This is a genomic window from Komagataeibacter melomenusus, assembly GCF_013155395.1.
Lineage (GTDB): Bacteria > Pseudomonadota > Alphaproteobacteria > Acetobacterales > Acetobacteraceae > Komagataeibacter > Komagataeibacter melomenusus.
The window spans coordinates 29,547-48,425 of sequence record NZ_JABJWC010000026.1 but is presented as its reverse complement, the minus strand read 5'-3'; the positions used below and the strand labels follow the sequence as shown (position 1 = coordinate 48,425).

At 65.5% G+C, this 18,879-nt stretch carries 15 protein-coding genes and 2 pseudogenes; 13 read left to right on the top strand and 4 right to left on the bottom strand.

The genetic code is table 11. The features are described from left to right. From HNW77_RS10920 to HNW77_RS10885, 8 genes and pseudogenes are all read left to right on the top strand, one after another. The coding region (locus HNW77_RS10920; RefSeq protein WP_275942147.1) for a transketolase C-terminal domain-containing protein at window positions 1-476 on the top strand (476 nt) is incomplete at its 5' end. A 27-nt stretch (window positions 477-503) separates the two neighbouring features. Next, entirely contained in the window at window positions 504-1,247 is a 744-nt protein-coding gene (locus tag HNW77_RS10915; RefSeq protein ID WP_172157610.1) for a TlyA family RNA methyltransferase, read from the top strand. A 104-nt stretch (window positions 1,248-1,351) separates the two neighbouring features. Continuing rightward, window positions 1,352-2,594 (top strand): annotated as a pseudogene (rlmN, locus tag HNW77_RS10910) (23S rRNA (adenine(2503)-C(2))-methyltransferase RlmN). 114 nt (window positions 2,595-2,708) lie between these two features. Then, the gene (locus HNW77_RS10905; protein WP_172157608.1) at window positions 2,709-3,938 is read left to right on the top strand and encodes an argininosuccinate synthase; all 1,230 of its coding nucleotides are present in this window, start codon (window positions 2,709-2,711) and stop codon (window positions 3,936-3,938) included. Window positions 3,939-3,984: 46 nt separating this feature from the next. Continuing rightward, entirely contained in the window at window positions 3,985-4,479 is a 495-nt protein-coding gene (locus HNW77_RS10900; protein ID WP_172157606.1) for an FKBP-type peptidyl-prolyl cis-trans isomerase, read from the top strand. A gap of 94 nt (window positions 4,480-4,573) precedes the next feature. After that, entirely contained in the window at window positions 4,574-5,041 is a 468-nt protein-coding gene (locus HNW77_RS10895; protein ID WP_241694406.1) for a c-type cytochrome, read from the top strand. Between the two features lie 31 nt (window positions 5,042-5,072). Then, window positions 5,073-6,068 (top strand): tryptophan--tRNA ligase, encoded by a 996-nt coding sequence (trpS, locus tag HNW77_RS10890; RefSeq protein ID WP_172157602.1) that lies wholly within the window; start codon window positions 5,073-5,075, stop codon window positions 6,066-6,068. Window positions 6,069-6,087: 19 nt separating this feature from the next. Beyond that, entirely contained in the window at window positions 6,088-6,507 is a 420-nt protein-coding gene (locus tag HNW77_RS10885; RefSeq protein ID WP_061271660.1) for a secondary thiamine-phosphate synthase enzyme YjbQ, read from the top strand. A gap of 98 nt (window positions 6,508-6,605) precedes the next feature. On the opposite strand, the pseudogene fghA reads toward HNW77_RS10885, so the two are convergent. Together fghA and HNW77_RS10875 are read right to left on the bottom strand one after the other, a co-directional pair. After that, a pseudogene (gene fghA / locus HNW77_RS10880) lies at window positions 6,606-7,461 on the bottom strand (S-formylglutathione hydrolase). A 2-nt stretch (window positions 7,462-7,463) separates the two neighbouring features. Next, window positions 7,464-8,579, bottom strand: coding sequence for an S-(hydroxymethyl)glutathione dehydrogenase/class III alcohol dehydrogenase (locus HNW77_RS10875; protein ID WP_172157600.1), 1,116 nt, complete (start codon window positions 8,577-8,579; stop codon window positions 7,464-7,466). 234 nt (window positions 8,580-8,813) lie between these two features. Here HNW77_RS10875 and HNW77_RS10870 point away from each other — a divergent pair, with 234 nt between their 5' ends. The 3 genes from HNW77_RS10870 to HNW77_RS10860 all read left to right on the top strand — a co-directional run bounded on the left by HNW77_RS10870 (window position 8,814) and on the right by HNW77_RS10860 (window position 10,846). Then, window positions 8,814-9,689, top strand: a complete 876-nt coding sequence (locus tag HNW77_RS10870) for a bestrophin family protein (RefSeq protein ID WP_172157598.1) — start codon at window positions 8,814-8,816, stop codon at window positions 9,687-9,689. A gap of 57 nt (window positions 9,690-9,746) precedes the next feature. Continuing rightward, window positions 9,747-10,343 (top strand): CarD family transcriptional regulator, encoded by a 597-nt coding sequence (locus tag HNW77_RS10865; protein WP_078524182.1) that lies wholly within the window; start codon window positions 9,747-9,749, stop codon window positions 10,341-10,343. A 182-nt stretch (window positions 10,344-10,525) separates the two neighbouring features. Beyond that, window positions 10,526-10,846, top strand: coding sequence for a hypothetical protein (locus HNW77_RS10860; protein ID WP_172157596.1), 321 nt, complete (start codon window positions 10,526-10,528; stop codon window positions 10,844-10,846). 4 nt (window positions 10,847-10,850) lie between these two features. Here the strand turns inward: HNW77_RS10860 and HNW77_RS10855 are convergent, their stop codons facing one another. After that, window positions 10,851-15,053, bottom strand: coding sequence for a translocation/assembly module TamB domain-containing protein (locus tag HNW77_RS10855; RefSeq protein WP_172157594.1), 4,203 nt, complete (start codon window positions 15,051-15,053; stop codon window positions 10,851-10,853). Beyond that, the gene (locus HNW77_RS10850; protein ID WP_172157617.1) at window positions 15,053-16,999 is read right to left on the bottom strand and encodes an autotransporter assembly complex protein TamA; all 1,947 of its coding nucleotides are present in this window, start codon (window positions 16,997-16,999) and stop codon (window positions 15,053-15,055) included. The genes HNW77_RS10855 and HNW77_RS10850 overlap by 1 nt, the downstream gene beginning before the upstream one ends. Window positions 17,000-17,287: 288 nt before the next feature. Here HNW77_RS10850 and HNW77_RS17985 point away from each other — a divergent pair, with 288 nt between their 5' ends. Together HNW77_RS17985 and miaB are read left to right on the top strand one after the other, a co-directional pair. Continuing rightward, complete coding sequence (locus HNW77_RS17985) at window positions 17,288-17,410, top strand: hypothetical protein (protein ID WP_275942146.1); 123 nt, start codon at window positions 17,288-17,290, stop codon at window positions 17,408-17,410. Window positions 17,411-17,413: 3 nt separating this feature from the next. Then, window positions 17,414-18,820 carry a tRNA (N6-isopentenyl adenosine(37)-C2)-methylthiotransferase MiaB gene (gene miaB, locus HNW77_RS10845; RefSeq protein WP_172157592.1) on the top strand — a complete coding sequence of 469 codons (1,407 nt, stop codon included), beginning with the start codon at window positions 17,414-17,416 and terminating at the stop codon, window positions 18,818-18,820. Window positions 18,821-18,879 lie beyond the last annotated feature (59 nt).

Below are 18,879 nucleotides of genomic sequence, written 5' to 3'. Positions count from 1 at the left end.
TGCCGGAAGCAGGCCAGATCATCGAGATCGGGCGCGGGCGAATCGTGCGCGAGATGGCGCGCCAGTCCGGCCCCGAGCAGGGCGGCATCGCCATCCTCTCGCTCGGGCCGAGGCTTGCCGATGCGCTGAAAGCTGCCGACATGCTGGCAGCCCAGGGGCTTTCCCCCACCGTGGCCGATGCCCGCTTCGCCAAGCCGCTCGACACCGCGCTGATCGAGCAGCTTGCGCGCAACCATGCCGTGCTCATCACCATCGAGGAAGGCTCGGTTGGCGGATTTGGCAGCTTTGTCATGACGCATCTGGCCAAGACCGGCCTGCTCGACCGCGTGCGCTTCCGCCCCATGACCCTGCCCGACCGCTTCATCGACCATAACAGCCAGGAGGCCCAGTACCATGAGGCCGGGCTGGATGCGCCCGCCATCGTGGCAACGGCCCTTTCGGCCCTTGGCGTGCCGCACTCACGGCAGATGGCCTGACACGGGCGGGTCGGGGTAGCGCCGCGCATGGCAAAACGACGCGTTGACCAGATGCTGGTGGACCGGGGGCTGGTGGAAAGCCGCACCCGGGCGCAGGCGCTCATCATGGCGGGGCTGGTCTATACATCCGACCGGCGCATTGCCAAGGCGGGCGACCAGCTGCCCGAGGATGCGCCGCTTGCGCTCAAGGGGCAGGACCATCCGTGGGTCTCACGCGGGGGGATCAAGCTGGCGCACGGACTGGAGCATTTCGGTCTCTCGCCCGCGGGGCTGACCTGCCTTGACGTGGGGGCATCGACCGGCGGCTTTACCGATGTGCTGCTGCATGAAGGGGCTGCAAGGGTCTATGCGGTCGATGTCGGCCACGGCCAGCTTGCGTGGAAGCTGCGCAGCAATACCGAGCAGGTCGTGGTGCTGGAAAAATGCAATGCCCGCGCGCTCGATGCCACCATCATCCCCGACCCCATCGATGCGCTGGTGTGCGATGCCAGCTTCATTGGCCTGCGCACGGTGCTGCCAGCCGGGCTTGACCTGTGCGTGCCCGGAGCCTGGGCCATTGCGCTGATCAAGCCACAGTTCGAGGCCGGGCGTGACGCGGTTGGCCCCAAGGGCGTGGTGCGCGACCCGGCGGTGCATGAGGCCGTGTGCGAAATGATACGCGACTGGTGGGCGGGCCTTGCGGGCTGGCGCGTGCTGGGCATTGATGCCAGCCCCATTACCGGGCCGGAAGGCAACCGCGAATTCCTGATCGCGGCCCGCAAGGACGGCTGATCGGCAGTCGCATCCACGGCCCCGGCTGTGATACACAGGCCGCAGGAGCGGGCTGCAACGCCCCTCCCCTTACGCATGACATGAAACACAGAGGCAGCACCGGTATGTCCGCAGCCCCCGCAACTTCTCCTTCCCGGTTACGTGACGGGACGGCGGCCTCGCTCCTTGATGATGCGGAGCGCACGCGCATACGGGCCAAATCCGCCCAGTTCGCCCCCCCCCGGCGCCGCCCTGCCCGATGGCAGGCGCGACCTTGTGGGCCTGTCACGCGAGGAACTGACCGAGATCATGGTCGAGATTGGCGAAAAGCCATTCCGCACCAAGCAGTTGTGGCACTGGATCTACCACCAGGGCGCCACCGATTTTTCGCGCATGAGTTCGATTGCCCGCCCCCTGCAGGAAAAGCTGGCCGAGCGCTTCGTTGTTGGCCGCCCCGGCGTGGTGACCGAGCAGACATCACAGGATTCCACGCGCAAATTCCTCTTCCGCTTCCGTGACGGGCAGGAGGCGGAAACCGTTTACATCCCCGACCGGCAGGAAGATCGCGGGGCGGTGTGCATTTCCTCGCAGGTGGGGTGCACGCTGTCATGCACCTTCTGCCACACCGGCACGCAGGCGCTTGTGCGCAACCTTGGTGCTGCCGAGATCGTGGGCCAGTTCATGGCCGCGCGTGACAGTTATGGCGAGTGGCCCAGCCCCAAGGGCGATACGCCGCGCCTGCTCTCCACCATCGTGCTGATGGGCATGGGCGAGCCGCTCTATAATTACGACAACGTGGCCAAGGCCATGCGCATCATCATGGATGGCGAGGGCATTGGCCTCTCGCGCCGCCGCATCACGCTCTCCACATCCGGCGTGGTGCCGATGATGGACCAGTGCGGGGCGGAACTTGGCATCAACCTGGCCGTGTCGCTCCATGCCGTGCGCGATGACCTGCGCGACGAGATCGTGCCGCTCAACCGCAAATATCCCATAAAGGAAGTCATTGCCGCCTGCCGCCGCTACCCCGCCGCCAGCAATGCGCGGCGCATCACGTTTGAATACATCATGCTGCGCGGCATCAATGACAGCGAGGCCGATGCGCGTGAACTCGTGCGGCTGATCTCGGGCATTCCGGCCAAGGTCAACCTCATTCCGTTCAACCCGTGGCCGGGCAGCAGCTACAAACCCTCGACGCGCGAGCAGCTTGAGAAGTTTGCCACTATCGTCATGGATGCGGGCTTTGCCTCGCCCATCCGCATGCCGCGCGGGCGCGACATCCTGGCCGCCTGCGGGCAGTTGCGCACCGAAAGCCAGCGCCTGCGCCGCGCGACCCGCCCGGAAGGGGCGCCCGATCCGGTGGAATGACGTAAAAATCCGCCTTTCGCTTCTGGTCGCCCGCTGCGTGGGGTGCTAGGAGGGCAGGCCGCCGGTTTTCCCGGCAAAGTATTGTCAAAGTTTTGTCGACAGGAGCGTTCTCCCATGGCCGCCAAGGGTGTCAAAAAGGTCGTTCTCGCGTATTCGGGCGGTCTTGATACTTCCGTGATTCTGCGCTGGCTGCAGACCACCTATAACTGTGAAGTCGTGACCTTCACCGCCGATCTCGGCCAGGGCGAGGAACTCGAACCCGCCCGCCGCAAGGCCGAGATGTTTGGCGTAAAGGAAATCTTTGTCGAGGACCTGCGCGAAACCTTCGTCAAGGATTTCGTCTTCCCCATGTTCCGCGCCAATGCGCTGTACGAGGGGCAGTACCTGCTGGGCACCTCCATCGCCCGCCCGCTGATCGCCCAGCGCCAGATCGAGATTGCCGAGCAGGTCGGCGCCGATGCCGTGGCCCATGGCGCCACCGGCAAGGGCAACGACCAGGTGCGCTTCGAGCTGGCCTATTACGCGCTCAAGCCCGACATCACCGTGATCGCGCCCTGGCGCGAGTGGGACCTGACCTCACGCACGCGCCTGCTCGCCTTTGCCGAGGAGCACCAGATCCCCATCGCCAAGGACAAGCGCGGCGAGGCCCCCTTCTCGGTCGATGCGAACCTGCTGCACTCGTCCTCGGAAGGCAAGCTGCTTGAAGACCCGGCGGTCGGCCCCGATGAGATCGTGTTCCAGCGCACCATCTCGCCCGAGGCCGCACCCGACAAGGCGACCGAGATCACCATCGATTTCGTGTCCGGCGACCCGGTGGCCATCAACGGCGTGGCCATGTCGCCCGCAACGCTGCTCACGCGCCTGAACGAACTGGGTCGTGACAACGGCATCGGTCGCCTCGACCTGGTGGAAAACCGCTTCGTGGGCATGAAGTCGCGCGGCATTTACGAGACGCCGGGCGGCACGATCCTGCTGACCGCGCACCGCAGCATCGAGAGCATCACGCTCGACCGCGAGGCCATGCACCTCAAGGACAGCCTGATGCCGCGCTATGCCGAGGTGATCTATAACGGCCTGTGGTTCTCGCCCGAGCGCCACATGCTGCAGGCGCTGATCGACCGCAGCCAGCACTCCGTCAGCGGTCGCGTGCGGCTCAAGCTGTACAAGGGCAACGTGATCTGCGTGGGCCGCGAAAGCCCGAACAGCCTGTATGACACCCGCGTCGTCACCTTCGAAGATGACCAGGGTGCGTACAACCAGGCCGATGCGCAGGGCTTCATCAAGCTCAACGCGCTGCGCCTGCGGCTTGGGGCCAAGATCGGCCGCCGCGGCGGCGCGCTCTGATCGCCTGCGCCCTTTCTTCATCCCTTCAACAGCCTGCCGAGGTGTCATGAAACGCTTTTCCCGTGTCATTCCCCTTCTTGCCGCAGCCGTGGTTGCGCTGCCGCTTGCGGCCTGTGGCGGAAACAAGGATGAACAGCCGGAACTGACCCCGGCGCAGTTCATGGACAACGTGCGCAAGCAGCCCGGTGTCCAGACCCTGCCTGACGGGCTGGCCTACAAGGTGCTCCAGTCCGGTCCGAAGGACGGGGCGCAGCCCACCATCAATGACAGCGTGATGGTGATCTATGAAGGCCGCCTGCCTGATGGCGGCATCTTTGACAGTTCCGACCAGCATGGCCACGGCGCGTATATGCAGATGCCGCTGGAAATGGTGATCAAGGGCTGGCAGGAAGCCGTGCCCAAGATGCATGTGGGCGATACGTGGATGCTGTACGTGCCGCCCGAACTGGGCTACGGCCACAAGTCAATGGGCATCATCCAGCCCGACAGCCCGCTGATTTTCAAGATCCAGCTGCTTGGCGTCTCGCCTGGCGGCCGGTAAGCCCTCAAAGAGCCATTCATCCGCCGGGTGGGTGGCTCTTTTCACATGACGGGACAGGAACCGGACAACCGAGATGGGTACTGCAACCGGGCGCTTGGCGTCCGCACTGCGCAAAAGCTGCCTGATTGCCAGCGTAGTGCTGCTTGCCGCCTGCACGCGCCACGGGCAGGAAGGCTATGCGCGCTACCGCACCAACTGCGGCATCTGCCACCATGGCGGTGAAGGACTGAAGGGCGAGATCCCGCCCATAACCGGCCGCGTGGACAGGATCGCCACCTCGCCCGAGGGCAGGCAGTACCTGATGCATGTACTGCTGAACGGGCTCAATGGCCCGCTCAGGATCGATGGCGTGCCCTACAACTTCTTCATGCCGTCTTTCCGCGCCCATCTGTCCGATGAGGAGATCGCCTCCATCCTGAGCTATCTGGCCACGCGCGGCGACACGAAGCCCGCCCCGGTCTTTACCGCAGCCGAGGTGGCCAGCGAGCGCACCCATGCCCTGAGCAGCAGCATGGTGGCGGAGGAACGCCGCCGCCTCGATGCGATCCACCCCCTGCCCTGACCACCGCGCACAAGAAACGGAAAATACTTTCATGCAACGCCTGTTTTCCGGCATTCAGCCGACCGGTATCCCGCAGCTTGGCAACTACCTGGGTGCTATACGCAACTGGGTTGCGCTCCAGCGCGACCATGACTGCATTTTCTGCCTGGTGGACATGCACGCCATCACCACATGGCAGGACCCCGCCACCCTGCGCCAGCAGACCCTGGCGCAGACCGCCGTGCTGCTGGCCTCAGGCATTGATGTGAACAGGCACATCCTGTTCAACCAGTCTGCTGTCAGCGCCCATGCCCGGCTGGGGTGGATCTTCAACTGCGTGGCACGCCTGGGCTGGCTCAACCGCATGACCCAGTTCAAGGACAAGGCAGGCAAGGACCGCGAGAAGCATTCCGCAGGGCTGTATGTCTATCCCGACCTGATGGCGGCTGACATCCTGGCCTACAAGGCAACGGCGGTGCCGGTGGGCGAGGACCAGAAGCAGCACCTTGAACTGACCAACGACATTGCCCAGAAATTCAACCATGATTACGGGGTGGAATTCTTCCCGCAGGTCGAGGCCCTCATTCCGCCGCAGGGCGCGCGCGTGATGAGCCTGCGCGATGGCACCAAGAAAATGTCCAAATCCGATCCCTCCGCCCAGAGCCGGATCGAGATGACGGATGACGCCGATGCCATCGCCACCAAGATCAAGCGCGCCAAAAGCGATTCCGAGGCCCTGCCATCGGAGGCAGCGGGCCTTGAAAACCGGCCCGAGGCCCGCAATCTTGTCACCATCTACGCAACGCTTTCGGGGCGCACGATTGATGACGTGCTCGGGCAGTTCGGCGGCCAGGGGTTTGGCCCCTTCAAGGCGGCCCTGACCGAGGTGGTGGTGGGCGCTGTCTGCCCCATCGCCACCGAGACGCAGCGCCTGCTCAAGGAACCCGGCTTCCTGCGCGACACGTTGCGCGCCGGTGCGGACCGGGCCCGTGTGATTGCCGATCCCATCGTATCGGAAGCGGAATCGCTGATCGGCTTCCTCAAATAAACCCGAAAGGACCCGCCCCATGCGCCAGGAACTGCACAGCCTTCAGGTCAGCACGCAGGGCAAGGGGCTGGTTCCGATCGACCGGCCGGTGCTGGCCTGGGTGCGGCAGAGCGGGATTGAAACCGGCCTGCTCACCCTGTGGTGCCGCCACACCTCCGCCTCGCTATGCGTGCAGGAAAATGCCGACCCCACCGTGCGCACGGACATCGAGCGGTATTTCGAGGCGCTGGTGCCCGAGCAGCCCGGTCGCTACATCCATGATGATGAAGGCCCGGATGACATGCCCGCCCATCTGCGCGCCATGCTCACCAACGTGCAGCTTTCCATTCCCGTGGCCGGTGGCAGGCCGGTGCTGGGCACGTGGCAGGGATTATACCTGTTCGAGCACCGCGCCCGCCCCCACCGGCGCGAGATCGTGCTGCACCTGATGGGCGAATAATTACAAAGCTTCAGAATAATGCTGCCTTTTCCTTAAAAAAAGGCAGCACCCGAAAACTTTTATCAACGCATTATTTGCAATCTCTCATGCCGTTCCGATTACGTGGCATTCAGGATTGTAGCATGATGGTTGATATGGTCGGCAATGAAGGACTGGATGAACCAGTAGGAGTGATCATACCCCGCATGCATGCGCAGTTGTAGCCCCTGCCCTGCCCCCCCCTGCCGCCGCACGCAGCAGGTCGGGCCGGAGCTGGTTGTGCAGGAACTGGTCCGCCTCGCCCTGGTCGATCAGGATGGTAGTGGGGTGGGTGTGGCCTGCCTCGAGCAGGAGCGTAGCATCATGCCGTGCCCAGGCCTTGCGGTCGGGGCCAAGATAGGTGGCAAAGGCCTTCTCGCCCCACGGCACGATGGCCGGATGGCAGATGGGGGCAAAGGCCGAGACCGTCTTCCATGCCTGGGGCGCCGTAAGCGCATGCACCAGCGCGCCATGACCGCCCATTGAGTGCCCCATGATGCCGCGCCTTGCGCCATCAATGGCAAAATGCGCCTGCACAAGTTGCGGCAGTTCCGTATCGATGTAACTGCCCATGCGGTAATGCGTCCGCCACGCAGGGGTGGTGGCATCAAGGTAGAAACCGGCCCCGGTGCCAAGGTCGTATGCCGCGTCCTCGCCCGGCACGCCCGCACCCCGCGGCGAGGTATCGGGCGCAACCAGCGCAAGACCGTGATGGGCGGCAAAGCGCACGGCGTTGGATTTGATGAGGAAGGTCTCCTGCGTGCAGGTCAGGCCCGCGAGCACGAACAGCACCGGCACCTTTGCGCCTGCCAGCGCCCGGGCGGGCAGGAACACGCCAAAGCGTGCCTCCAGCCCCAGCGTGGTGGAAGGGTGGCTGTAAAAACCAACCCGCCCGCCGCAACTTGCATGTTCCTCAAGCGTCGTGATCTGGCCCATGATCAGAACTCGACAACGGTGCGGATGCTCTCGCCCTTCGCCATCATGTCGAAGCCTTCATTGATGCGCTCGAGCGGCAGCTTGTGGGTAATCAGGCTGTCGATATCGATGCGGTTTTCCATGAACCAGTCCACGATGCGCGGCACGTCGGTGCGCCCGCGCGCACCGCCAAAGGCCGAGCCGATCCACCGCCGCCCGGTCACGAGCTGGAAGGGGCGCGTGCTGATTTCCTGCCCTGCGCCTGCAACACCGATGATGGTCGAAACCCCCCAGCCGCGATGCGCGCATTCCAGCGCCTGGCGCATGAGCGTGGGGTTGCCCACGCATTCGAACGAGTAATCCACCCCGCCCCCGGTCAGCTCCACGATATGGCCAACGAGGTCGCCATCGGGGCCAAGATCCTTGGGGTTGATGAAATCGGTCATGCCGAATTTGCGGCCAATGGCCTCGCGCTCGGGGTTGATGTCGATGCCGATGATGCGCTCGGCGCCTACCATCTTCGCCCCCTGGATCACGTTCAGCCCGATGCCGCCCAGCCCGAACACGGCCACCGTGGCCCCGGCCTCGACCTTGGCGGTAAACAGCACCGCGCCAATGCCGGTCGTCACGCCACAGCCGATGTAGAATACCTTGTCAAACGGGGCATCGGGCCGGATCCTGGCCAGTGCGATCTCGGGCAGCACGGTAAAGTTGGCGAAGGTGGAGCAGCCCATGTAGTGATGGATCGGCTGGCCTTTGAACGAAAAGCGCGACGTGCCATCAGGCATCAGCCCCTTGCCCTGCGTTGCGCGGATGGCCGTGCACAGGTTGGTCTTGCGTGACAGGCAGGATTTGCACTCCCGGCATTCGGGCGTGTAGAGCGGGATCACGTGATCGCCGGGCCTGAGGTGGCGCACGCCGGGGCCGACCTCGCGCACAACACCTGCCCCTTCATGGCCGAGAATGGCGGGGAACAGCCCCTCCGGGTCGGCGCCAGAGAGGGTGAACTTGTCGGTGTGGCACAGGCCGGTGGCCATGATTTCCACCAGTACCTCGCCCTCACGCGGGCCTTCGAGTTGCACGGTCTCGATTTCAAGCGGTTTGCCAGCCTCGAAGGCAACGGCGGCCCTTACATCCATGACCAGTCTCTCCTTGCATGCGTTGCGGGCCGGAGCCCGTAGCTGTTTGCAACGATTAAGGGCATCGGGGCGGGGTGCGTCAATGTTGCCGGGTCAGGAAAGCGTTAAGACATTTCAGTGACAAATGATGCCACGCGGCATGCCATGCTGCCACGCGCGGTACGGGATGTGATAAGCGCGAAAGCGGGGCTGGCAACGCCTGCCCGCTTTTTTCAACCACTCCGGGAACACCATATGGTCATCAATCGCAAAATCGGCTTGTGGATCCTCATGCGCGAGAGCCTGCTCTCGCTCGTGCTGCTCTGCGCGTGGGATGTGGTCGTGGTCATGATGTTCCAGATCTTCCACCAGGAATGGATGGAGCAGCCCACCCTGCCCATCTCGCTCATCGGCTCGGCGCTGGTGCTGTTCATGAGTTTTCGCAACAACACCGCCTATAACCGCTGGTGGGAGGGGCGCACCCTGTGGGGTGCCGTGACCAATAACAGCCGCTCGTTCGCCCGGCAGGCGGGCACCATCCTGCGCGGCTGCCCGGACCTGGCCTGCGCCATGGCCGCCTACCCCTACGCGCTGCGCAGCGCGCTCGGCCGACTTGATGACATGAGCGACGTGCTGCGCCTTTTGCCAGATTCGATGAAGCCCGGCATCGAAGGCCGCGCCAACATCCCGGCCGCCATCCTGTTCCAGATCGGGCTGCGGGTGGAGGCGGAATGCCGCGCGATGGACATCGATGGCGCATTGCAGGGCCAGATCGACCGCATCCTGTCCGACATGAGCAACGCGCAGGGCGGGCTCGAGCGCATCCGCAACACGCCGCTGGCCATCCAGTTCTCGGTGCTGCCCAAGGTGGTGGCCGCCGTGTTCTGCATCATCCTGCCGCTTTCCATGGTGCAGACGCTGGGGTGGATCACGCCACTCGGCTCATCGCTCGTGGGGGTTCTGTTCGTGGCCCTCGACAAGATCGGCAGCGACCTGCAGGACCCCTTTGGCGCAACGCCGCACGGCATGCCGATGCTGACCATATCGCGCACCATCGAGATCGACCTCATGCAGTCCTGCGGGTTGCCCGCCCCGCCGCCGCTCGCCCCCGTGCGGGGCATACAGGGCTGAATCAGCGCCATGCAAGCGCCTCAAGACAGCAGGCGCAATTTATGCTACAAGGTGGGCATGAGCATGTTCAGAACCACCCAGAAGGGCACTGTGACCGATGCCATGGCGCGGACCGCCGCCGCGACCACGGCAGCCGAGGCCAAGTCCAGCACGGCTGTAAAAGATGAAGATCCGTTCCGCGAGGGCGATGCCATCGTCTATGCCGCGCATGGCGTGGGCCGCGTTGACCGGATCGGGGTCGACGAGATCGCGGGCACGAAACTGGAGATGATCCAGATCTCGTTCCCCGGCAACCAGATGACACTGCGCATCCCGCTCTCGAAGGCACGCAAGTCCGGCCTGCGCAAGATCGTCTCGCGCGAGATCGTGGACAAGGCGATGGCCATCATCAAGGGCAAGCCCCATGTCAGCCGTGGCATGTGGGCCCGCCGCGCCGTGGCCTATCAGGAAAAGATCAACTCCGGCGATCTCGTGCAGATTGCCGAGGTGCTGCGCGACCTGCGCCGCAATGTCGACAGCCTTGATGGCAGCTTCAGCGAGCGCAAGCTGTTCGAGGCGGCCCAGGAACGCTTCGTGGCCGAGGTGGCCGTGCTTGAAGGCAAGGAGCCGACCGAAGTGCTGGAAAACCTGACCGAGGTGATGAAGGCGGCCTGATCGCGCCCCATCCCCACTACACCCGACAAGACACCGCTGGCCCCCGCGCCAGCGGTTTTGCTATGGGGGAACACATACCCCGCCGGGGCACGGTGCCCCATGACGCAAAAACCTTTACCGCCCGGTCGCCCGGCACAAAAGACGCAAGGCGACCGGGTCCGATGCTGGCAAGGATGGAGACAATGGCCGGAAAATTCTTCAGCCGCGATGCAATCATCGATACGCGCCGCAACCTTGACCGCATGAACGCCATCCAGAAACGGCAAGGGCCGGTGTCGTACCACACACACCTCATTACCTGCGGCTGCCCGGACCCCATATGCGGGGCCTATCCCCGCATTGATGAGACACGCCCCCTGCCCACGCCCCAACAGGCGGAGCAGACCCTGCGCGCACACAGGCACCAGCGCAAGGCCCGCCGCAAGCGCTTCAACAGGGCCAGACTGGAGCAGTTGCGTGCCAGAGCGGCATCAGGTTGCTACACCGGCCCGGCCCTGATCTGACGTTTCAGTATTTGAACTGATAAAGCAGGCCGATACTGCTGCCCGGATCATTTTCCGGTGTGGTGAAGCCGGTCACGTTGCCGCCGGTGCCCACCGTGGTGTTGATCTTGAGCCGCTTGGTCAGGTCAACCTGCACCTGCGCCTGCGTGCCTGAACCCGACGTAGCCTGCTTGGCCCCCACATACACCCCGCGCATGACATATTTGCCCGCCTCGATGGCCCCGGTATCATTGCCGCCCGAGCCGTTGGAGGAACTGCTCATCTGCAACCGGTCCAGATGCAGGGTCTTGCGCACCATGCCCAGCGGGTCAAAGGCGGAGCCACCGCTGACACTGGCCACGGCGGCGGCGATGGAGGCCATCTGCGTGGGCGAGAGCGACTGCGTATCGGTGCCGAACAGCAGGATGGCGAGGATCTGGTCCTGCGAGAGCGGCGGCGAGGAGGAGAACGTGATCTTGGGCGCGCTGGCATACCCGCCCACGTTCAGCCGGGCGGTGCCATCATTGGTGCTGCGCTCGGCCACGAAATCCAGCGTCGGGTCGATGGCATGCGTCACCCCCACGCCATTGAACCCCACCTGCCCCTTGCTGAAGTCAAGCGAGATGCCGCCGAGCGAGAAGCCCCCCTTCACCAGCGAGAACGCCCCCGTCATCACCGGCGCGCTCGCGGTGCCACCAGCGTGGACATGGCCATGCATTTCCGTGTTCAGGCCATGCCCACGCACATAGAACTGCCCCGGCGAGGTCACATCCAGCCCCAGCCCGACCACCAGCGGCGCGGCTTTGGCGGTCCTGTCCTGATTTTTCTCGTCCTCGGGCCGGATGACATCCAGATGGGCGACCGAACTGGGCAGGGAATCGGGAATGTTGATGTCCACCCGCTTGAGCGTGATGCTGCCGGTCGCATCGATCCGGCTTGAAAGCTGCCCCTTTACGCCCAGGTCGCCATTCAGCGTGGCGGTGATCAGGTCACTGGCCAGCGGGCGGGCATTATCGGCATGGATATGCAGGTCGATCGGCTGGCCGGGCTGCAGCACGCCATAACTGCCCGAGGCCGCAATGCTGCCCTTGCCCGCCTGCGCGGTGAGCGCGGCGATGACCAGCCTGTCGCCCATGGCATTGACCGTGCCCTGCATGGCTGAAAGCTGTATCCCCTCGCCAAAGTCATGGAACAGGCCATTGCTCAGGCTGAGCGTGCCATTGAGCCGGGGCTGGGCGGGGGTGCCGCGCACGCCCAGCGCCACCTGCAGGTTGCCCCCCGCCTGCATGCCCTGCGCACCCAGATAGGCATTGGCCACCGCAAGGTCCACCCGGCCATCGGCCTGCAGGGTGATCTGCCCGGCCCTGTTGACCGGCGCCGTGCCGTGCAGGCCCAGATTGACCTGCGGCCCCGCCTCGATCTGGGCATCGACCCGCGCCATGCCCGCATTGAGGTTGGCCGTGGCCTCGATCGAGGCCGGGGCGAGCGAGGCGGTATAATCGGTGTGATATCTGAGGTCCGTGCCGCGCAGGCTCACCTTGCCCGTGGGGCTGGCGGGCGTGCCGGTCAGCCGGGCCTCGGCGGATATCTGGCCCTGCGCGTGCAGCGTGGGCACGAAGGGCACCAGCAGGTCGGGCGAGAGGCGGTTGAGCGCCACATGCAGGTCAAGCGCCGGGCTGATCTTGCCGCTGGCTTCCACGCTGCCCGCCTGCCCGCGCGGCGGCATCAGGCTCACGCGCAGGTGGTCGAGCGCGATCTCCTTGCCATACCCCACGCTGACCGGGCCATCGAGGCGCATCTGCTCGCCGCGCGCCTGCGCTGTAAGGCGGCGCACGTTCACCGACTGCCCGCTGATATTGGCCACCAGCCCCGCATCCAGCGTGGCGGGGCCGGTCCACGGCGTATCGAGCGTGGACTGTGCGTTGACATCCAGCCCCGAAAGCGGCCCCTTTGCCGTCACATGCGCCCGCCCCCCCATATCGCGGAAATGGGCGTTATCCACCAACAGGTCGAGGTCGGTGGTGGGCGCATCACCCGTAGGGTCGAGCACATGGCCCCTGAGCACCACCCGGTCGATACGCGCGATGGCGGCATTGAGCGCGCCATCCACATTCACCGCCAGGGCCGCGGGCGTCGTGGCCGTGGCGGCGGTGGTGTGCACGGTGGCCGCCACGTGGCCGCTGATGTCCTGCCCGGTCAGGTCATGCAGGTCGGCCAGGCGGGTCATGTGCACATCGAGCATGCCAGCTGGCACCTTGTGGCCCTCGGGCAGCGTCATGTCCGCCGTGCCGGCAAGGCTCTTCCAGCCCAGTTGGGCAATCTGGAGGTGGCGGCTGTTATCGGCAGTGCTGTCCAGACGGGCGCTGACCTGTATAGGCGCGCGGTCCACCGTGCCGGAAATGCTCAGTTCCCCCTGCCTGACCTGCGGCAGGTGCGCCATGGTCAGGCTGGCCTGCACATCGCCCGCCGCCGTGTTGCTGGCCGCGATGCTGGCCTGGGTCTTCAGGCTGGCCATGAGGTCATTGACCGGGCCTGCCGCATGCAGGTCGGCCTGCATGTGCCCCTTGAGTGTTGGCGCCAGCACATGCAGGTCCGACAGGGCCAGATGCGCCGTGGCATCCACGTTGAGCGGCGTGCCGGTTACGATCCGGGTCGGCGTGGCATCGAGTTGCAGGGTGCGTCCGTGCACCTGCAACGTGGTGAAGCGGATCGTATTGATCCCCTTCCCGCCCGGCGTCATGGTGCCCGCAATGCTGACATGTCCCTTGTCGCCCACCAGCCCCACGGCCACCGGCAACCCGCCATCGAGCACGATCTGGCTCTCGAGGCCGAACTGCCCGTCCTGCCCCTTTGCGGGCAGGCTCACGCTGCCATCAAGGCCCGCATGGCCATGCAGGGTGGTGCCGCCCGCTGCCGCCAGCGGGGCAAGGTCGGGCAGGTCGGCATGGAAGGTGGCGGCAATCGGCTGCGTGGTGGTGGCCTGCCCGGTCAGTTGCGCCAGCGGGTGCGACAGCGACAGCGTGAGCAGCCCCTTGGGCGCATCGGGCCGCCACAGCACATCCAGTTTCAGCGGATCAGCGGCGAACAGCGTGGGCTGGCTGCCCGGAATGCGCAGCCCCGTCACGGTGGCATGCACCGCCGCATGCTCGGGCTGGCCTGCGACCGGGGCGCTCAGCCCGTCGGCCACCAGATGCAGGTTGGTGAAGCTGGTATCGTTACAGGTCAGGCGGTCGATGTCGAGCGTACCATTGCCCGTGGGGCGGTCCAGCGTGCCACCCAGATGGGCAGCCAGTTCCGCGCCCTGCCAGCCCGTGCCACCAGTGGCCGTTACCGCATCGCTATGGGCCGCGACATCCAGCGCCATGTGGTGATCGAGCAGGCCGAACTGCCCGTGCGCCCTGGCATGAATGCCCCCCGTGGCCAGCGCGAGGGCCAGTTGCGTGTTCGCACGCGGGCCATGCAGCCCCAGCGTGAGATCCAGCGGCGCAAGGGCGGGCACGCGGGTGAGCGTGGCAAGGAAGCCCTCCGCTCCTTCACTGGCGTGCAGGTCCAGCGCCACGTCGCCCCTGCCCAGCTTCGTGACAAGATCGAGGCTGCCGGGATGGTCGAGCCGGACCAGCTTCAGCGCGATATCGGCAGGCGGCAGGGTGGCGATCGAGAAATGGTCGAGCACCGGGGCAATATCGGCCAGGCTGGCATGGCCGTTGAGGCTGAAGGCGGCGGGAACCTGCGCCAGGGCCGCCCCCACATCGATCCGCGCCACATGCACTTCCCTGATGTCCACGCCCATGTGGATGCTGCTGCTGGATGGTTTTTCAGGCCTGGGCGGATGGGCGGGGTCATCCTCGCTCAGGCGCGGAATGGCCAGCCGCGCCATGGACAGGTTGTTGACAACCGCCCGCCGCGTGAGCAGCCGCAGGGGCGACCAGTCAAGCTGGAGATCATCGATCGACAGCCACGCGCCCCTGTAGTCATCAAGTTCAAGATGCTGGACATGCAGCGCATCGGGGAAACGCCCCCCCAGCCCCGACAGGTGCACGCTGCCCCCGGTCAGCCCCGGCAGGCGGCGCTCGATCTCGCGCTGGCCCGCCCCGGTATTGGCCGCCACCAGCACCATGGCCAGTGCCGCGGCCACCAGCCCGAAGGGAATGCCAAATGCCAGCGCGCAGGCGCGCACGATGCGCCGCCCCGTGCGGGACGGGGGGGAAGATGGCGTATCCTGCGGCATCAGAATGTCTCCCCCAGGCCCACGTACAGCTCCCATGTGTCGCCCTTGGCGGGGCGGTTGAGCGGCACCGCCACGTCAAGCCGCACCGGGCCGATGGGCGTGTAGTAGCGCGCCCCCGCCCCGGCCCCCACGCGCACCGTGCCCTGGAAGGGCGTGCGGTCCGCCGTGACCTGACCGGCATCGATAAAGCCCACCGCGCCGAATTTCTGCAAGATGCGCTGGCGGTATTCAAACGAGCCCGCATCCATCGACGTGCCGCCAATGGCGTAGCGCGTATTGGCAAATTGCGGGCCAACGCCCTGGTAGCGGAAGCCGCGCACCGTGGCCGAGCCACCGGCATAAAGCCGCTGGTCGGGCGGGATGGCGAAGGTCGAGGCCCCTTCAACATTGCCAATGGTGCCACGAAACGCCAGCACGCTGCGGCCAGGGCGGCTCAGGCCGAAATTCTTGAGGTCGAAATAGGTCGAGACCGTGGCCTGCATGATGGCGAAGAACGAGGTGCCATCGGTCAATGAGGCCGATGGCGTGATGCTGGCCCCCACGCGCACGCCATGGGTGGCGGGCGTGATGGGGTTGTCCACGCCCGTGCCGTCATAATTGGCGGTGAGCGGCACCGAGAGGATGAAGTAGCTGTTGGTGGTGCGCATCTGCTCGATCTGTTCCTGCTCGATCTGGCCGCCAAACGACACGTTCCAGTGGCGGTTGACGTGGCGCACGACGCCGATGCGCGCGAGCAGCGCGGTCTGGCGGTAGGAATAGAGTTCCTGCTTGATGCCCTCGATGCGGGCGCTGAGGTTCTGCTGGCGCGAGCCGAAATCGGGCTTCATCAGGTCGGCATAGAAATCATAGCCCAGCCCCTGCTCCGCCGAGCCGCCAAGCCCGGTAATCAGCGCGGTCAGCCGCAGCCGCTCGGCATTGCCGAACAGGTTGTTGTGCGTCCATGTCACACCCGCGCGGCCACCAAGGTCGGTTGAATACCCGCCCTCCGCCCCCACGCTGTGGCGCTTGCCTTCATGGAAGCCGAAATCGAGCGGCATGGAGCCATCAGGGGCCAGCGTGTCACCATGGTTGACCTGCACATCCGAAAACAGCCCCGTCGCGGCAATGTCCTGCCGGGCGCGCTCGATGCGCGAGGGCTGGTACAGTTCGCCGGGTGCTATGGTCAGCCTGCGCGCGATATAGGCCGGGTGCGTGCGCTGCAGCCCCCCAAAGGCGAAGGCGCCAAGGTTCACCACCGGGCCGCGATGCACGGTATAGGCAATATCGAGCGTATGGGTGGCAGGGCGCAGCCAGGCCTGTGGGGTGCTGACATGGGCCAGGGCGTAGCCTTCCTCCGTCAGGGCGGTCTGGAGGCTTGCGCCGGCTGTCAGCACCGCCTCGGCCTGCGCGGCAGCACCCGGCTTCATGCCAAAGGCCGCGGCCTCGGTGGGGTTGAGGTGGATGGGGCCATCGGCCTGGTCGGGGTTGAGCGTGACCGTGCCGATGCGGAACAGCGGGCCGGTGCTCGCCGCGATGCTGATCTGCGCCTTGTGGCCCGCGGGCAGCGCCTGCATCCATTCCGGCAGGTCGGGGTCGCGCCCGTCCTGCGCGCCATCGGCGGGCGTGCTGCCCTTATGGCCCCCATCGCTTATGGTGATGGTAATGGCGCCCGCATAATAGCCATAGCTTTCAAGCGCGCTGATCAGGCGGGAATAGTCGTTGTGGATGCGCCCGGTCAGGGCAAAGGGGCTGACGGCCTGCGTTTTCTGCAGCGAAAGCAGGTCGGAAGACGCCCTGAGCGCTGCATCAAGGTCGGCATTGCCGGTGGGGCGGATGGTTGTGGTGTAGTCCTGCGGGTCGGCGGCGAATGCTGCGGGCGGTCCCGGCAGGAGAACCGTCAAGACCGCGAACAGGCTGACATAACCGACCCCGCGCCGGGCACGAACCGCCAGGCGGAGATGACGCAATCGTGTCAAACGGTGCTGCCCCTGTTGCTGTCTTCTTTCATGCGGTCAGTTGCCCACAGGGTATTGTCTGCCATTCCCGCCATGCATGTTCAAACCGATATTAACGCTTCCCCCTTAATAAGTTCCGAATTTGTCGCATTGAAGGACAAAACGCGCCAGCGATGTTGCAAACTATCTCCACGCCTGCGTTCCTGACTTGACATACCCCCGATTCCGGCAGGCATGATCGGGGGCAGATCGGGCATAGGGGCCGCACCCGGCACCCAACCCTTCGCACCAGGAGCGTTGATGGGCAGACCATATGTTCCCGGCTTTATCGGCGGCAAGCCTCTTGACCGCGCGCAGGCAAGGCCCGATGTCTTGCCCCCGTTGCGCGGGCGCGTGCCCGCGATGATGCCTGAGGATACCTGACCCGTGAACAGCCTGTCTCCCCGCCCCGGCGTGGCCACGCCACAAGCCAGCACCTCATCCACCAGGGGGCTTCATGTCATAACATGGGGCTGCCAGATGAACGTGTATGACAGCGAGCGGATGTCCGACGTGCTGCGCCCGCTTGGCTACCGGGCCGTGAGCACGCCGGATGCGGCTGACATGATCATCCTCAACACCTGCCACATCCGCGACCGCGCGGCCGAGAAGGTCTTCTCCGAACTCGGTCGCCTGCGCAAGGTCAAGGAAGCGCGCGCCGAGCAGGGTGCGGCCACCGTGCTGGCCGTGGCAGGCTGCGTGGCGCAGGCGGAGGGCAAGGAAATCCTCGCCCGCGCGCCCTATGTCGATATCGTGCTCGGCCCCCAGACCTATCACCGCCTGCCCGAGATGGTGGCGCGCGCCGCCCGCGCGGCGGGGGCCGTGATCGAGACCGACTTCCCCGTCGAGCAGAAATTCGACTTCCTGCCCGCCGACCGCGAGGTGCCGGCCGGGGGGGCTGCCTTCCTCACCATTCAGGAAGGGTGCGACAAATTCTGCTCCTTCTGCGTCGTGCCCTACACGCGCGGGGCGGAAAGCAGCCGGCCCGCGCAGGCGGTGATCGATGAAGCCCGCAGGCTGGCAGCCGCCGGCGTGCGCGAGATCACGCTTTTAGGCCAGAACGTGAACGCCTACCATGGCGAAGGCCCGGATGGCCGCACCTGGGGCCTCGCCCGCCTTGCCCGCGTGCTGGCCGACGAGGTGGGCATTACGCGCATCCGCTACACCACGTCGCACCCGCGCGACATGGAGGATGACCTGATCGCGGCCCATCGCGACCTGCCGCAGCTCATGCCGTTTTTGCACCTGCCGGTCCAGTCCGGCTCCGACCGGGTGCTGGCCGCCATGAACCGGGGCCACACGGCCGATGACTACCGCACGCTCGTGGCCCGCCTGCGCGCGGCGCGGCCCGACCTTGCCCTGTCATCCGATTTCATCGTGGGGCATCCCGGCGAGACGGATGCCGATTTTGCCGACACGATGCGCCTGATCGATGAGATCGGCTTCGCGCAGGCCTATTCCTTCAAGTATTCCTCCCGCCCCGGCACGCCTGCGGCAGGCGCTGGCATGCACGTGCCCGAGGATGTGAAGGATGCCCGCCTGCAGGAACTCCAGGCCATGCTGCGCGTGCAGCAGGATGCATTCAATGATGCAACCATAGGCCAGGTGGTGCCCGTGCTCTTTACGGGGCGGGGGCGCAAGCCCGGTCAGGTTTCGGGCAAGAGCCCATGGCTGCAGGCCGTGAGCGTTGAAGGCCCGGACAGCCTGATCGGCCAGATCGCCAATGTGGATATCCGCCACAGGTACACCAACTCGCTTGGTGGTATCCTGACAGAGGAGACAGACAGGGCTTGAGAGAACAGACACAATCCACGCTCCACGCCCCCCGTCGCAGCGGCGGGCGGCGTACCCCC

Coding starts and splice junctions, on each gene's coding strand:
- HNW77_RS10915 (WP_172157610.1), top strand. CDS start 504: ATGGCAAAACGACGCGTTGACCAGATGCTGGTGGACCGGGGGCTGGTG.
- HNW77_RS10905 (WP_172157608.1), top strand. CDS start 2,709: ATGGCCGCCAAGGGTGTCAAAAAGGTCGTTCTCGCGTATTCGGGCGGT.
- HNW77_RS10900 (WP_172157606.1), top strand. CDS start 3,985: ATGAAACGCTTTTCCCGTGTCATTCCCCTTCTTGCCGCAGCCGTGGTT.
- trpS (WP_172157602.1), top strand. CDS start 5,073: ATGCAACGCCTGTTTTCCGGCATTCAGCCGACCGGTATCCCGCAGCTT.
- HNW77_RS10885 (WP_061271660.1), top strand. CDS start 6,088: ATGCGCCAGGAACTGCACAGCCTTCAGGTCAGCACGCAGGGCAAGGGG.
- HNW77_RS10875 (WP_172157600.1), bottom strand. CDS start 8,579: ATGGATGTAAGGGCCGCCGTTGCCTTCGAGGCTGGCAAACCGCTTGAA.
- HNW77_RS10870 (WP_172157598.1), top strand. CDS start 8,814: ATGGTCATCAATCGCAAAATCGGCTTGTGGATCCTCATGCGCGAGAGC.
- HNW77_RS10865 (WP_078524182.1), top strand. CDS start 9,747: ATGAGCATGTTCAGAACCACCCAGAAGGGCACTGTGACCGATGCCATG.
- HNW77_RS10860 (WP_172157596.1), top strand. CDS start 10,526: ATGGCCGGAAAATTCTTCAGCCGCGATGCAATCATCGATACGCGCCGC.
- HNW77_RS10855 (WP_172157594.1), bottom strand. CDS start 15,053: ATGCCGCAGGATACGCCATCTTCCCCCCCGTCCCGCACGGGGCGGCGC.
- HNW77_RS17985 (WP_275942146.1), top strand. CDS start 17,288: ATGGGCAGACCATATGTTCCCGGCTTTATCGGCGGCAAGCCTCTTGAC.